At 62.8% G+C, this 14,186-nt stretch carries 10 protein-coding genes; 5 read left to right on the forward strand and 5 right to left on the reverse strand.

The genetic code is table 11. The features are described from left to right. The first annotated feature begins 371 nt into the window (after positions 1 to 371). Together B3098_RS02530 and B3098_RS02535 are read left to right on the forward strand one after the other, a co-directional pair. The gene (locus tag B3098_RS02530; protein WP_175122245.1) at positions 372 to 890 is read left to right on the forward strand and encodes an Hcp family type VI secretion system effector; all 519 of its coding nucleotides are present in this window, start codon (positions 372 to 374) and stop codon (positions 888 to 890) included. 114 nt (positions 891 to 1,004) lie between these two features. Continuing rightward, positions 1,005 to 1,262: a PAAR domain-containing protein gene (locus tag B3098_RS02535; protein WP_175137975.1), complete on the forward strand. Its 258-nt coding sequence runs from the start codon at positions 1,005 to 1,007 to the stop codon at positions 1,260 to 1,262. Positions 1,263 to 1,304: 42 nt separating this feature from the next. On the opposite strand, the gene tssM is transcribed toward B3098_RS02535, so the two are convergent. The 5 genes from tssM to tssH are packed head-to-tail and all read right to left on the reverse strand — an operon-like array spanning position 1,305 to position 11,382. After that, complete coding sequence (tssM, locus tag B3098_RS02540) at positions 1,305 to 5,102, reverse strand: type VI secretion system membrane subunit TssM (RefSeq protein ID WP_286890575.1); 3,798 nt, start codon at positions 5,100 to 5,102, stop codon at positions 1,305 to 1,307. After that, positions 5,095 to 6,543: a type VI secretion system protein TssA gene (gene tssA / locus B3098_RS02545; RefSeq protein ID WP_286890577.1), complete on the reverse strand. Its 1,449-nt coding sequence runs from the start codon at positions 6,541 to 6,543 to the stop codon at positions 5,095 to 5,097. Before tssA ends, tssM begins: the two co-directional genes overlap by 8 nt. Next, positions 6,540 to 7,247 carry a type VI secretion system-associated protein VasI gene (gene vasI, locus B3098_RS02550; RefSeq protein WP_286890579.1) on the reverse strand — a complete coding sequence of 236 codons (708 nt, stop codon included), beginning with the start codon at positions 7,245 to 7,247 and terminating at the stop codon, positions 6,540 to 6,542. Before vasI ends, tssA begins: the two co-directional genes overlap by 4 nt. Continuing rightward, a complete protein-coding gene (locus B3098_RS02555; RefSeq protein ID WP_286890581.1) occupies positions 7,244 to 8,764 on the reverse strand; it encodes a sigma 54-interacting transcriptional regulator in 1,521 nt (506 codons plus the stop codon). The genes vasI and B3098_RS02555 overlap by 4 nt, the downstream gene beginning before the upstream one ends. A gap of 47 nt (positions 8,765 to 8,811) precedes the next feature. Next, positions 8,812 to 11,382: a type VI secretion system ATPase TssH gene (tssH, locus tag B3098_RS02560; protein ID WP_286890583.1), complete on the reverse strand. Its 2,571-nt coding sequence runs from the start codon at positions 11,380 to 11,382 to the stop codon at positions 8,812 to 8,814. Positions 11,383 to 11,682: 300 nt separating this feature from the next. Here tssH and tssB point away from each other — a divergent pair, with 300 nt between their 5' ends. From tssB to tssE, 3 genes are read left to right on the forward strand one after another with little or no spacing between them, the layout of a single operon-like run. Next, positions 11,683 to 12,189, forward strand: coding sequence for a type VI secretion system contractile sheath small subunit (gene tssB, locus B3098_RS02565; RefSeq protein ID WP_105240884.1), 507 nt, complete (start codon positions 11,683 to 11,685; stop codon positions 12,187 to 12,189). 49 nt (positions 12,190 to 12,238) lie between these two features. After that, positions 12,239 to 13,723 carry a type VI secretion system contractile sheath large subunit gene (gene tssC / locus B3098_RS02570; protein ID WP_175122239.1) on the forward strand — a complete coding sequence of 495 codons (1,485 nt, stop codon included), beginning with the start codon at positions 12,239 to 12,241 and terminating at the stop codon, positions 13,721 to 13,723. Positions 13,724 to 13,737: 14 nt separating this feature from the next. After that, positions 13,738 to 14,166 (forward strand): type VI secretion system baseplate subunit TssE, encoded by a 429-nt coding sequence (gene tssE, locus B3098_RS02575; protein WP_286890587.1) that lies wholly within the window; start codon positions 13,738 to 13,740, stop codon positions 14,164 to 14,166. Positions 14,167 to 14,186: the final 20 nt, after the last annotated feature.

A 14,186-nucleotide genomic window follows, 5' to 3' on the forward strand; every position in this document is an offset into this window, starting at 1 on the left:
CCCCGCCCGAACGCCAGCCCCCCCCCCGAACGACCAGCTTCTCCGAGTCAGCCAAAAAACAGACCGAGCCAACTCCGACCCACCCGAGCCATTCCCGACCCGAATTTTTCCGCTTTGTTTTTAAAGACTTACCAAAGCACCGAGCCACAACTGACCCGAATCCCCGCAGAAAAAACCACTTTCCCGTTTTCCGAGCAATCCGTAATCAGCGATCAGCCCCGAAACCATCAATTAAGCCTTTGATAAAAAAGAGAAAACCAGCATTCAAACAAACCCTGGCACGGACTTTGCAATTAACCGGATGTCATCCCCGATGACACACCGGCCAATAAGGCCATCACGCAATAGAAACCAAACCAGGAAACAGCAAAATGCCGACTCCCGCCTACATCAGCATCCAGGGCAAGACCCAGGGCAACATCACGCAAGGCGCCTTCACCGCCGACTCCGTCGGCAACGTCTACCAGGAAGGTCATGAAGACCAGATCCTGGTCCAGGAAATCGAACACCTGATCGCCACCCCCACCGACCCGCAAAGCGGCCAGCCTTCCGGCCAGCGCGTCCACAAGCCCTTCGTCTTCACCGCGCCCCTCAACAAGGCCACCCCCCTCATGTACCAAGCCCTCGCCTCCGGCGAAATGCTGCCCGAAGTCGAAGTCAAGTGGTACCGCACCTCCACCGAAGGCAAGCAAGAGCACTTCTTCACCACCAAGCTCGAAGACGCCACCATCGTCAACATCAACACCGTGCTCCCGCACGCCCAGGATCCCACCAAGGCCGAGTACACCCAGCTCGTCAAGGTCGCCATGGCCTACCGCAAGATCACCTGGACCCATGCCATCGCCGGCACCGAAGCCTCCGACGACTGGCGCAAGCCCCAAGAAGCCTGATCCCAGGTTTCTTAAATAACAAGGCCGGCGCATCACGCGCCGGCCTTGTCCGTTCTGATCCGACCTTGATCGACACGGGGCTAATCAACAGTCCCAAACGTCAGGAAGCCAATCATGAAACCCATCGTTCTTGTAGGTCATCGCCATAGCTGCCCCACTCACGGCACCGGCACCGTCGTCACCGGTGCAAGCGAAGCCATCGTCAACGGCCGGGCCGTCGCCCGCATCGGCGACCGTATCAGTTGCGGCGCAATCATTCAGACCGGCTCGCCCGGCACCATCATCGAAGGACAACCCGTTGCGCGCCAAGGCGATAAAACCAGCCATGGCGGCACGCTGATCGAAGGCGAGGCCGGCTGGCTGGTCGAATGATCCATCCAGGCGTGGCAGCGCGATCGCGTTGCCACGCCTCCCTCACCGGACCACGCCTACCGGCAACCCCACCTGCCGAGCCACCCGCGCAGGCATGCCACCCGCCGAGGCAGCCTGCTTCCCGCCAGCCTTGCCCCCCGCACTCTGCCCTCCTGCATCGTTACCGCGCACGCCATCCTCTAGAAGCGTCTTCGGCAAGGCAAACCCCTTGAACAACGGCTGCGTGAACGGATTGTTCGCCTTCTCCGTACTGATGCGATAGCGCATACCGCCGTCCGGCGCAGCAAAGCTGATATCAACGCTCGAGCTCGTCGCACCGTTCAGGCGGGCCTGACTGAGCAGCCGGTATAGCGACCACGGACCGCGATAAGCCAGTCCGCTGCTGCTGCCCCCCGCATGCACCAACGTCATGCGGCTTTCATTGCTGGACGCCAGCGTATTCGGCCAGATCAACGCCGTGCTGGTCGTCGGACCGTGGTTGTAAGTCACCAACTGCCCTTCCACGCTAAGCGAGCTGCTGCGCTTGCTCGGCGCCATTCCCAACGGCTCCACATGAAACTGCACACCCAACATGCCGCGGCTATTGAAGAACGCGTCCCGGATCTTCTCGGCCGCTTCAAGCTGCGTCAGCACGTCATTGCGCACCAGATACCCGCCCAACCGCTCCGAGTACAACGCCTCAAGGTTGTCCTCGATGAACAGATTCAGGTACTTCTCGCGAAACTGCTGCAAACGCCCCTGCGGGCCGAAGAACGCCGTGAAATCGTCCAACGCCACTTCCTCACGGCTCGCCGGATTGAACGGATAACGATTCGCCAACCGCTCGCGATAAAAGCGATACACGTCGATGTCCCAACGACGCTCAAGCTCACGCAATGCCTCCACCAGAATCACCCGCGACGACTCGTCGGCCAACTTGCCCACCTGACGGTTCAGCGGTTCGGGCAGACCCGCAGCAATACGCTGCAGATTGCTGATCGGATCCGGCCCTTTCAGCCCGAAGCGCTCCAGCACCACGTCTAGCGCCGTCTTGCCGCGGTCCGGGCTGTCGTGCACCGTGCGCACCTTGTCTTGCACGCTACCGATCGCCACCAGAGTTTCGTCCAGGTACGACGCCCGATCGCCCTTGGCCTGCAACAGTTGGCTCATCGGCGCAAACGCCCGCGCAATCCCGAATATCGCGCCGGTTTCGTCCTTGCCAGCTGCCACCTTTTCCGCCACGCCAGAAGCCTGCGCAACCGCTGCGCCCTTCCCGTCGAGCGCACCCGTGACGGCCGGGGTGTTGGCGCCAAGTTCACTGTTGTCGCGCACGGTTTCCACCAGCCGGCGCAACGGCGCCGCAGGACTCGTCACCGTGCCCAGCACATTGACCGCCTCGGCAAGATCATGAAAATCCCGAACCTCAAGCTGGTTGAGGTTGCGCTGCCAGGTGTCGATGTAATCTCGGCCGTAGATGGCCTGGATGCGCTCGGCCAATGCGCGCTTGTCGGCCTCCGAATAATCGATATTGCGCCGCTCGCCCAACGCCCACTGATCGATCATCGCCAGTTCGGTCAGATCCTGGCTGTGCGGCGCGAAGTAATTGTGAAACCCCTTGGCCGTCAACAGCGCGTCGATACGGCCATCGGAAGCGGGCTGTCCCGTTTCTGCCTTGGCCGCAGCCGCCGGCTGGTAGACCACATCAAAGGCCGGGCCGATTTCATTGCGCAGATCCAGCGGCGCCCTGAGAAATTCGCCCGCCTGACGGCGCATCGTCATGTACACGCGCTGTGGCAACGGAATCTGCCGCAGGTCGCGCTGCACAACGGACACGCGCTGCTGAAACTGCGGCAGCAGCGTGTCGGCATACTTCATCGCGTAGTCCAGATGCCGCATCAACGCATGCTGCACCTTGTCCTCGCCGGGGAAAGCCTGTGCCCACTGCCGCCCCATCCAACGCTCAACCACCGGCGGCCGGCGGTTGGGACGATCCTCAATCATGCGGTACACGCGCAACGCCTCAAGCTGCGCATCGCTGTCGATCGAGGTGCCGTCAAGGTGCTCCATCACCCCATTGGCCAGCGCAGGCAGGAATCGCTGGGACAGCAGCGTCAAATAGGCCTGATCGACCTTCGGACCAATCTGCCATCCCTGATACAGACCCATGTCCGCCACAAGCGGCCACGCTTCCCGGTAATCGCCATACACCGCCACCGCGCTGCTGATCTGATCCAGCGGCTGGAGCAGATTGCGGCCTGTCGTGTCCAGCTTGCCGTCGATGGCGTGGGCGCTATAAGCGCGGCTGCGCTCCAGAACGCTCATGGCCTTGTCCCGGTTCACCGCGTAGTAGTGATACCAGCCGCCGAGGATCACCGCGCTGCCCAGCGACGCCACTCCGAAGCGCAAGGCCAGCGCGCGCCGCTTCTCGGCACGCACACGCGGGTTGTCGCCCGCCAGGCCGGATTCGGGATAGATGACGCGCTGAAAAAGCTGCTGGGCGAAGTAAACCATCGCGCGGCCGCTGGGATGCGTGGCCGGCACGGGCTCGCGGATATCGTAGTTCTGCGAGGCAGACGCCACGAAGGCGTTGGTCAGCACACCTTGCTGATAGACCGACGACAGAAAGACGCCACGCGGCAGCGCCGGTGTGATGTAACGATCGCTGCCCAGCACATCGGTCAGGAACTCCATCAAGAGCGGCCGCATGCCGGTCAGCTGCCGCACCAGGGAATACAGGGCTTCCCGTTGACGCAATTCGCGGACGTCGGCCAACGCATCAAACACCTGCTCGTTCAGGCGCGTCAGGAACTCGTCGTACCGCGCACCCAGTTCATCCCGCCACGCATCGTAACGCTGCACCGAGTCCAGCGTGAACGTAAACCCAAAGATGTCCTCGCGAGCGGACTTGGACAGCCGCGCAAACAGCGGCTCGAATCCTTCAAGCAAGTCGAATTTGCTCAGCACGACATACAGCGGCGGACGCGTACCGAGCTGGCGGCTCAGTTCGGCCAGCCGCGCGCGCAGCAACGAGGCCAGCGCCTTGCGGTCGCTGGGTTGCTGATTCAGCAGCGAGACCAGGCTGACCATCAGCACCACACCATTGAGCGGACGGCGGCTGCGATTGCGCCCCAGCCAGCTCACAAAGCTATCCCACAGACGGGAATGAAGCGCCTCGGGCAGGAGCGCGGGTCCCGCAGCGTCTCCCGGCCTTGGCGCTTCCGTATTTCCGGACGCCGCAGACGCTTCAATTTCCGCCGTCACTCGCGGCTGGCTGATCAGTTCGCCCGGCGGGTCGATCAGCACCGCGTCATCGCCGATCCACCAGTCAATGCGATAGATCCGGTCCGGGTCGTCCTGCAGGCGCTGACTGCCCGCCTTGACCTCACCGGTCAACGAAAACGTCTGGCTAGACCGATTGACGAAGCTGGTTTTTCCCGCGTTTTCCTGCCCAAGCACCAGGTACCACGGAAGTTGATAAAGCGCGTTGCGGCCCTTCAGGTTTGCCTGCAGCACGCTCAGGCTCTTGTCCAGGTCCCGCTCCTGCGCCTGCACGTAGCGCAAGCAGGGATCGTCTTGCTGCTTCTGCGTCTGCGCCCGCTCGGCTTCCAGCATCAGATTTCGTTTGCGCAGCCTGATGGCCCAGACCAGCAAGGGCAGCGCAATCAGCACGAGCGTGGCAAGCACGCGCGCGGTCAGACTTGCCAGCGGTTGGTATTCATCCCATGTCCACATCGGCCCCAACCACCAGATGGCGGCCAAGGCGAGCGTCAGCATCAGCAGCAACGCCACTGGCATGCCCTGCTTTGTCCATTTCAGTAGGGGCTGGCCATAGCGTTTCACTTTCGACCAAATCTTAAACATGGGGTTGCTCCTGTTTCTTGCATTCGATTGCGGCGTTGACGTGGCGCCCCAGCAGGCCGAACAGACTGGGCTCCCATTGCGCCGCGGATGCGTCTTGCATGATCTGATGGGCGCGGGCATACAAGCCATCGGCCAGCCACGCCAACCCCCGCGCGCCGAGCAGTTCCGCGGCGATCGTGATGACATGGCAACCATGGCGCGGATCTGCTGACGTCTTCTGGATGGCCTCCAGCCGCTTGAGCATCGATTCCACCCCTGTGGCTACCAACACCTCGCGCAGCTCCTCGCGCAACGCCGGGTACTCATGGCCGGCGCCCAGCTTCGCGGTGTCCGCATCCGCCCCACTGATCCACGACTGCGTTTCGCCATCGACGAAAGCGCGGCCATCAGCAAATTGCAGCTTCACCAACGCGGGCAGCTTGGCCACAAAGCGCTCGGTGGACTGGCGGATCGCCTCGGCGACGTTCTGCATCTCCAGGCGGCGGGCGATACCGGCGGCCAGAAAGCTGCCGCGCAGCCAGTACGGCGACGAAGTAATGCTTTTTTCGACGCGCTGCAGAAGCGCAGGATCGACCGCATTCGCTTTCAGCGCGTCCCAATAGGCCTCGGCGGTTTCGGCGGGAACGGCCATCAGCTCCGTCCGCATCGTGTCCTTTCGAGTCGATGGCGCAATGCTCAGGTGTGCCCATAAGGCGAAGCGGCGCAGCAGATAGCCGGTCGGGTCATAGGCGTCTTGCTGGTTGATGAGGTCGGCCACGGCCAACAGCGATCGGCGCGTTTCACGCTCGTTGCCCTGCGCCATGGCCATCGGCGTGAAGAAGGCCTCGGTGATCCCGGTGGGTTGCGCCGACAGCTCCATGTGCGCATCGGCCAGCTCGGGCGCACGTGTCGCCTCCGCCTTCAGCCGTAACTGCGCCTCCAGGCGAGTCAGCGTCGGCACGTCCAGCTTGGATTCGCTTGCACAGCCCTGCAGCGTGTCCAAGGCCCGTTGGCCAGATTTGTAGAACTCGTCGGCGTATCCCTTGCCGTCCAGTTTGGCCAGCGCCTCTCCCAGGCGCTCCAGCTGCTGGGACATCAGGCGCCGCTTGGCCGTCAACCCGGCCGCGCCCGGCTTCGGATGGCTGGTGCTCCAGTACCGGCTGGTCATACCGGCCAACACGCCCGCCGCCTCGGCCCAGCCGCGCCAACCGCCTGAACGCATGCGAGCGGTCGCCAATTGCGCGGCAATGCGCAGGTGCTTGCACTGCGACTGCAGATACTGGCGCGATGCCGAGTCCACATAGCTCCAGTCGATGGTCGCCTCTTGAAGCCCGCCGAGCTTCATCATTTCGCTTTCGACACCCTGGTAGGAGTTGTCTTCCTCGTCGAACTCGCCGGCCGGCTGATGCGGCGAGATGGGTGACAGGATGGCGTCGAGGTCCAGCGTGGGAAACGTGCTCACCAGTGACAGGCCTCGCGTTGTTGCGCCATCAGCTCGTGAAGCGCCACGGTGTCGAACGACAGCCCGTGAAACGCGGCATGGTCGCTTTCAAGCTGCATCTGCTGGGACGCGCGGGTCAGATGACGAAGCTGTTCGATCGCGACCAGGCCGCGACCCGCATCCGTGACCGTGCCGTCCTCCACGACCTGCCACGGCCGGCGGTCGGAAATCGGCCGCCCGTCCAACAGCACGCGGATGCTCACGCGGCTGACGTCCAGCGGCTCGGCGGTGATGAGCTGCAAGCGAGAAATGTTCTGCAGGCAACTGATTGCCAGCAGCGGCCGAGGCTCGCTTCCCGCCTGGGCCGGCGCCGAAATGACGACCTTGTCCTGGCCCGGTATGGCATCGCCGACGCGCAGCAGCAGCACGCCGGCGTGATCTGCCTTGCGGCGGGATTCGTTGCGTTGCACCAGCCCGACAATGTCCGGCACCCGAACCATGGAAGGCGCGGTGGCTGATGCCTGGGCAGTCGGCGCCACGGTGGACGGTGTCGCCATTTCCGCAGCAGGAACGGGCGGTGTACCCGCTTCGGCGTCAAAACAGGCCAACCGTTCGATTGCCGACACGATGGTCCTGCAACTACGGCCCGCCGCCACCGCGTCCGTGGCCGCGTCGCCGCCCACGAGCACGGCGGCGGTCAGCAGGAGCGCCCCAAATGGCTTCATATTGCTTCCTCTCCAGTCAGATTCATATCAAGGCACTTGCGCGCCAAGGTGCGTTTGGGAATCCCCAGGCTTTGCGCGGCTACCCGGCGGGAGCCCGCGGCCTGACGCAAGCGGTCTTCCAGCAGCAAGCGCTCGAACGCGGCTAGCGCGTCGGGAAGACTTTCGGTACGCCAAAGGCGCTGCAGGCGGGCTTCGCCGGAGTCATCGATTACGGGTTTGTGCGCGCCGTCTGTCAGCTCGACCAGCCGGTTGGTCTGGATGCGCTTGCCGGGCGGCGTTCGCTCCGCGGCCGCAAGCACCAGACTGCGCAGCTCGCGGACGTTGCCGGGAAACCGATGACGTTGGAGCTGTGCAATCGCGTTGTCGGAAATGCCGGCGACGCGGCCGGGGAATGCCCGGTTGTGCTCGAGCAGAATGTGCGCGACCAGCGCCGGAACGTCTTCAAGGCGCTCGCGCAGGGGCGCAATGTGCAGCGTCAGTTGGCAGACACGGAAGTACAGGTCCTCTCGGAACCGCCCGTCCCGCACCAGTTCAAGCAAAGGCCGATGGGTGGCGCAGATCAGCCGAAAGTTGGACGGCAGCTCTCGCGTTGCCCCCACCGGCCGGTACTTCTTTTCGTTCAGCAGGCGCAATAGCGCGCCCTGCAGGCTCAGGGGCATATCCCCGATTTCGTCCAGAAACAACGTGCCGCCATCGGCTTCCGCGACCAGCCCCGTCCGCGCCTGCGTGGCCCCGGTGTAGGCGCCACGGGTTGCGCCGAAGAGTTCCGCTTCAATCAGGTCCTTCGGGATGGCCGCGCAGTTCACCGGCACGAACTTGCCCTTGCGCGCGGATGCCTGGTGGATCAGCCAGGCGGCATGGTCCTTGCCCGAGCCCGTTTCTCCGGTGACCAGCAACGACAAGGAAGAGTCGGCGAAACGCAGCATGTCTTCGCGTAGCCGCCGCGCAATCTGCCCGGTGCCGACAAAGCCGGTTGACAGCAGACGCCGGCGTCCGCGCGTCTCGGACTGCTGGTGGTGCATGGTCTGGCGCGTTTGCGTCAGCTCGACCGAACCTAGCCGATCGAGCAGACCATTCAAGACGGCGTCATGCAACCTGCACAGTTCCTGCCAAGTGGGGTCCGCCGTCCAGGACCTGAGCCCGGACGCCGCTCCCGCCAGGAACAACACCGCCACAGCCTTCTGACGCGCGTCCAGCAGCGGCACCACCAGCCATGCCTCTGCGGCAGCGAGCCGCTCGCGGAGTTCCTCATAGCCGCCCGCGACGCCGAACATGCTGTCCAGACGTGCGACATGACGGGCCTGAGCGGTGGTCAGGCAGTGGGTGATGGGGTTGTCGAGATCGAGCAAGGAGTATGCCGGCAACAGGTCCAGCGCGACGCCATGACTGGCGATCGGCCGGATGCTGTCGCCGGCAGCCTCGCGCCAGTAGCAGACCCCGTAACGTATCCCCGGCGCCGAACAAACGGCTTTGAGGAACCGGTCGGCCAGGGACGCAATGCCGCTGGCCTGGACCAACGTCCGGGCCAGCGCGGCGGCGCCTTGAGCACTCAAGGACATTGCACTTACTCCACCACGGCGTCGAAGGCTGCACCATTCCAGCTGATTGCGGAACGGCGGAAGCGCTGCCCGCTGGCCAGGCACTTCAGCACAGCCAGCGACAACGGCGGCAGCATGTCGCCGTCGATGCTGGCATCCAGCAGCCGTGCGCCATTCTGGTGACGCAGGCAACGCGCGCGCAATTCATCCCGTGCTGATGTCTCGATCGTCAATTGCGCGCTGTAGCGGTCGCTGAACTGTCTTTCGATGCGTTGCAGGCGGCTTTCGACGATTTCGGCAAGCGTGGCCTCGTCCAGATAGCAAAATGGCACGACCTGCATGCGCGCCAACAGTGCCGGCTTGAAGAATCTTGCAAGGTGTTCGCGCAGCGCCTCGGTGCCGAGGTCGGCGAGTGGACCGCCGTCGTGATCGAAGCCCAGGTTCGAGGTCAGGAAGAACAGCACGTTCTGGCAGTCGATGCGACGGCCTTCGCCGTCGGCAAGCTCGCCTTTGTCGAAGGCCTGATAGAAGATATTGAGCACCTCCGGGTGCGCTTTCTCGACTTCATCCAGCAGCACCACCGAATAGGGCCGCTTACGGATGGCCTCGGTCAGTACACCGCCTTCGCCGTAACCGACGTATCCCGGCGGGGCCCCCAACAGGCGCGACACGGTGTGCTTCTCTTGATACTCCGACATGTTGATGGTGGTCAGGAACTGCTCGCCGCCAAACAACGCGTCGGCGACGGCCAAGCCAGTTTCTGTTTTCCCAACCCCGCTCGGCCCCACCAGCAGGAAGGCGCCCATCGGCGTCCCGGGGCGCCGCAGATCGGCCATGGCGGTCAACAGGCGCCGGTGCACCGTGTCGATCGCGGCGTTCTGCCCCTTGACGCGTTGACGTAGCGTCTCGGGCAGCTTGTCCAAGCGGTGGAACTGGTCGCTGTTGATTGTGGCGGCGGGAATTCCGGTCCAGTCCGCAATCACCTGAGCAATCTGCTCGGCGCCCACGTCTGCATGCAACAAGGCGCCGCTGCGTTGAAGGTCCGCCAATTGCGCGACCAGCGCTTCCAGCCGCTGTGACGTGTCTTCCTGGAGCTCGCCCGCGCGCAGGGAAATGATCTCGTCAATCAGCGTCTTCTGCCGCTGCCACGCGGCCTGCAACTGTTCGATGGAGTCCTGAATCTGCTGCCGCGCGACATCCAGCGCGGCCAGCCTGCCGGTATCCGGCTTTCGTCCGGCGCGGGCATCCCGCCAGAGCTGGTCGGCCTCGGCATCCACCTGCCGCAATTCGTTTTCCAGTGAAGCGAGGCGTCGCGGTGATTCGGCCAACGCCGTCGCGACGCGCGCGCAGGCGGTGTCGAGCACGTCGATCGCCTTGTCCGGCAATTGGCGGCCCGAGAGATAACGTGCCGACAACGCCGCAGCAGCCTTCAGCGCATCGTCGGCGATATAGACCTGATGCGCGTCCTCATAAATGCCACGCAGGCCGCGCAGGATATGCACGGCCTGCTCCACGCTGGGCGCGTCCAGTTTCACCAGTTGAAAACGCCGCGTGAGCGCGGGATCCTTCTCGAAGTATTTTTTGTATTCGGACCAGGTCGTGGCGGCGATCGTGCGCAGTTCTCCGCGCGCGAGAGCGGGCTTCAGGAGATTCGCCGCATCGCTGCCGCCTGCCGCGTTACCGGCCCCAATCAGCGTGTGCGCCTCGTCGATAAACAGGATGATGGGCTTGGACGCATGCTTGACCTCGTCGATGACAGCCTTCAAGCGCTTTTCGAACTCGCCTTTGACAGAGGCGCCGGCTTGGAGGGCGCCTAGATCCAGCCCCCACAACGTCACGTCGCGCAGCGGCGCAGGAACGCGCTGCTCGACAATGCGCCTTGCCAGGCCCTCGACCACGGCGCTTTTTCCGACGCCAGCTTCGCCCACCACGATCGGATTGTTTTTGCGGCGGCGCGACAGAATGTCGATCATCAGATCGATCTCGGCGTCCCGGCACAAAACCGGATCGATTTTGCCCGCGCGCGCCTGGGCCGTGAAATCTTGGCCGTATTTGCTGAGCGCGCTGTCGGAGGCCGCCATTGCCGATTGCTCTGGCGATGAATCTTCCAGGACGGGCGCTTCCGACGAACCGGCCAGCAATTCGCGAAAACGTTTGCGCAGCGTTTCGCGATTAATCGATTCGAATAACCGGATCGCGGGAAACGGCAAGTATCGCCCCGGATTCAGCAACGCGGCCAGCAGCAGCGCGCCAGTCCGTATTTCGGTTTGCTCCAATTCCACCGAGCTTAATAGCCAGGCGTCCTGCATCAATTCGAGCAGCAAGGGAGAAAACGAGGGGTATGCATGCCCCAGCCCTGCGTCGAGTTTCGGAAACGTGCTGGCTAAGGCCTCGCGCAACGCATCCAGATCGAATTCCGTATTTGCCAGAACGCAGCGAACATCACATTTTGGCTGTTCCAGAAATTTATAGAGCAGGTGGGCAACCGTAACCTCTGCGCCGTGCTGGCGGATGCAGAGACTGCCGGCTTCCTCGAGCGCGTGTCGCGCCACCGGGTGCAATCGGTCAAGCAAGGCAGACAGATCAACGGAAATCATGCCGGATATTCCTCGTGGCCATGGGTTTTCTCACCATTTATGGTTTAAGCGCTACAGAAACCGAGCGCATTAAGAAACCACAGTCAGAGGAGCGCATCAATCGGACTAATTCGAATATCAGCCGGCCGACTTTCTTTTCTTATTGCCGCGCATATTTCCCATACGAATCCGAACAATCCCGACAGCTTTTCGAACTTTTCATATGTTCGCAGCTTTGACTCGCGGATCAGAATAGGCAGCTTTTTTTTGCTTTATATCTCCATGCGCTAGCGTCGTTTGAATATCTAAAAGGAGTGACCCATGGCATCGAAAGTTGGTTCAGTTGCACCGAAAGAACGGATCAATATCCGCTATATCCCCGCCACAGGCGACGAGCAAGAGGAAATTGAACTCCCGCTCAAAGTGATGGTGCTCGGAGATTTCAAGGGGCATGCCGACGAAACGCCGCTGGAAGATCGCCCCGCTGTCCAGATCAATAAGGACACCTTCAACGAAGTCATGGCCGAAGCCGGACTCAGCCTCAAAGTCGACGTCCCGGCCACGCTCGAAGAAGGCAGCGAAAGCGACACGCTCAGCGTCAACCTGCAATTCAAGAACATCAAGGATTTCGGTCCTGACGCGATTGCCCGCCAGGTTCCCGAACTGAAGAGCCTGCTGGAACTGCGCGAAGCGCTCGTAGCGCTGAAGGGCCCCATGGGCAACATCCCGGCGTTCCGCAAGCAGATCCAGACCTTGCTGGGTGACGACAGCGCACGCGGCAAGCTAGCCCAGGAACTCGACCAACTCCTGGCGGCGCCGCAGGCGTGATGCCCGGCCCCGTCTCAACCGCACTCTTCAGGTTTTCAAGGACGCACCGATGACCAAAGCCCAAACCGCCGAGATCCAGGAACACGCCGCCAGCCAGCCCCCTGGGGGATTGCTGGCGCAAATCATGGCCCAGACCCGCATCGAGCCCAGCCAGGAGGGCTATGCGGTCGCCGAGCGCGGTGTCGCCGCATTCGTGTCCGAGATGCTCAAGTCCGACTCCCGCGAGCAACCGATCAACAAGCAACTGGTGGACCAGATGCTTGCCGCGATCGACCGCAAGCTCAGCAAGCAAATGGACGCCATTCTTCATCAGCCGGAATTCCAGCAGCTTGAATCCATCTGGCGCGCCTTGTTCGACTTCGTGCAGCGCACGGACTTCCGCGAAAACATCCAGGTCGTGTTCGTGCCGGTCACCAAGGACGAACTGCTAGAAGACTTTGAAAGCGCTGCCGACATCACCCGCAGCGGCTTGTACAAGCATGTGTACACCGCGGGTTACGGGCAGTTCGGCGGCCAGCCGATCGGTTGCATGATCGGCAACTACAACTTCGGTCCCTCCGCGCCCGACATCAAGTTGCTGGGCTACCTGGCCTCCGTCGGCGCCATGGCGCATGCACCGTTCCTTGGCGCGGCCGGACCCGAAATGCTCAACCTGGAATCCTTCGAAGAGCTGCCCAACCTGAAGGAAGTCAAAGACATCTTCGAAGGCCCGCGCTTTGCCAAGTGGCGCAGCCTGCGTGAATCCGAAGACTCGCGCTACCTGGGCCTGACCATGCCCCGCTACCTGCTGCGCCAGCCGTACGATCCGCTGGAAAACCCCGTCCGCAGCTTCGCCTACGAAGAAACCATCGACGGCGATCACCGCAACTACCTGTGGGGCAACACCGCATTCCTGATGGGCAGCCGCGTCACTAACAGCTTCGCCAAGTTCCGCTGGTGCCCGAACATCATCGGCCCGCAGTCCGGCGGCGCGGTGGAAGACCTGCCCATGCACCTGTACGAATCCTTGGGACAGCTGCAGGCCAAGATCCCCACGGAAGTCCTGGTCTCCGACCGCAAGGAATTCGAACTGTCCAGCGAAGGCTTCATTCCGCTGACCATGCGCAAGGACAGCGACAACGCCGCGTTCTTCTCGGCCAATTCGGTGCAAAAGCCCAAGGTGTTCCAGAAGACGCCCGAAGGCCTGGCCGCTCAGACCAACTACATGCTGGGCACGCAGCTTCCCTACATGTTCATCATCAATCGCCTGGCGCACTACATCAAAGTGCTGCAGCGCGAGCAGATCGGCAGCTGGAAGGAACGTCAGGACCTGGAGCGCGAACTCAACAACTGGCTGCGCCAGTATGTCGCCGACCAGGAAAGCCCCACCAGCGACGTCCGAAGCCGCCGTCCGCTGCGCGCCGCCCGGGTCGTCGTGCAAGACGTGGCCGGCAATCCTGGCTGGTATCAGGTTGCGCTGTCGGTTCGCCCCCACTTCAAGTACATGGGCGCCAGCTTCGAACTGTCGCTGGTCGGCCGCCTGGATAAGGACTGACAGGGAGCCGAGCCATGCCCCGGTCCCCAGGGCGCGGAAGCCTGTTCGAACGCCTCGATCCGGACCTTCCGCCGCGGCGCACGCGCACCCGCCAGGAAATGGCGGCCGAGCGTATCCGCGCCATCAAGCGCCAGTTGGAATGGATCCTCAATTCCCGCCAGGGCAGCTCGCAGAGCAGCCCTGGTTTGGGATTGCGCGATCTGAACGACGCGGCCATCGGCGCCGTCGACCTGCGCCAACAGGTCTGTCTGGACATCCACGCCGCGGTGGCCGCCTACGAGCCACGCGCGCGCGTTGTCGAAGTCAGGCCGCTTCCCGGGACGGACGCGTCGCTGAACCTCGGCTTTCGGCTGGTCTGCCGGGTGCCGGTGAACAACCTGGAAGAGCAGGTGGAAATCGGCCTGCTCTTTCACCATCAAGGCCGACAGGTCAGGGTGACCTAACACGTAGCCATGGGAGGCTG

It is taken from the genome of Achromobacter sp. UBA2119, assembly GCF_002331005.1.
In the GTDB taxonomy this organism is placed as follows: domain Bacteria; phylum Pseudomonadota; class Gammaproteobacteria; order Burkholderiales; family Burkholderiaceae_B; genus Achromobacter; species Achromobacter animicus.

Coding starts and splice junctions, on each gene's coding strand:
- B3098_RS02530 (WP_175122245.1), top strand. CDS start 372: ATGCCGACTCCCGCCTACATCAGCATCCAGGGCAAGACCCAGGGCAAC.
- B3098_RS02535 (WP_175137975.1), top strand. CDS start 1,005: ATGAAACCCATCGTTCTTGTAGGTCATCGCCATAGCTGCCCCACTCAC.
- tssM (WP_286890575.1), bottom strand. CDS start 5,102: ATGTTTAAGATTTGGTCGAAAGTGAAACGCTATGGCCAGCCCCTACTG.
- vasI (WP_286890579.1), bottom strand. CDS start 7,247: ATGAAGCCATTTGGGGCGCTCCTGCTGACCGCCGCCGTGCTCGTGGGC.
- tssH (WP_286890583.1), bottom strand. CDS start 11,382: ATGATTTCCGTTGATCTGTCTGCCTTGCTTGACCGATTGCACCCGGTG.
- tssB (WP_105240884.1), top strand. CDS start 11,683: ATGGCATCGAAAGTTGGTTCAGTTGCACCGAAAGAACGGATCAATATC.
- tssC (WP_175122239.1), top strand. CDS start 12,239: ATGACCAAAGCCCAAACCGCCGAGATCCAGGAACACGCCGCCAGCCAG.
- tssE (WP_286890587.1), top strand. CDS start 13,738: ATGCCCCGGTCCCCAGGGCGCGGAAGCCTGTTCGAACGCCTCGATCCG.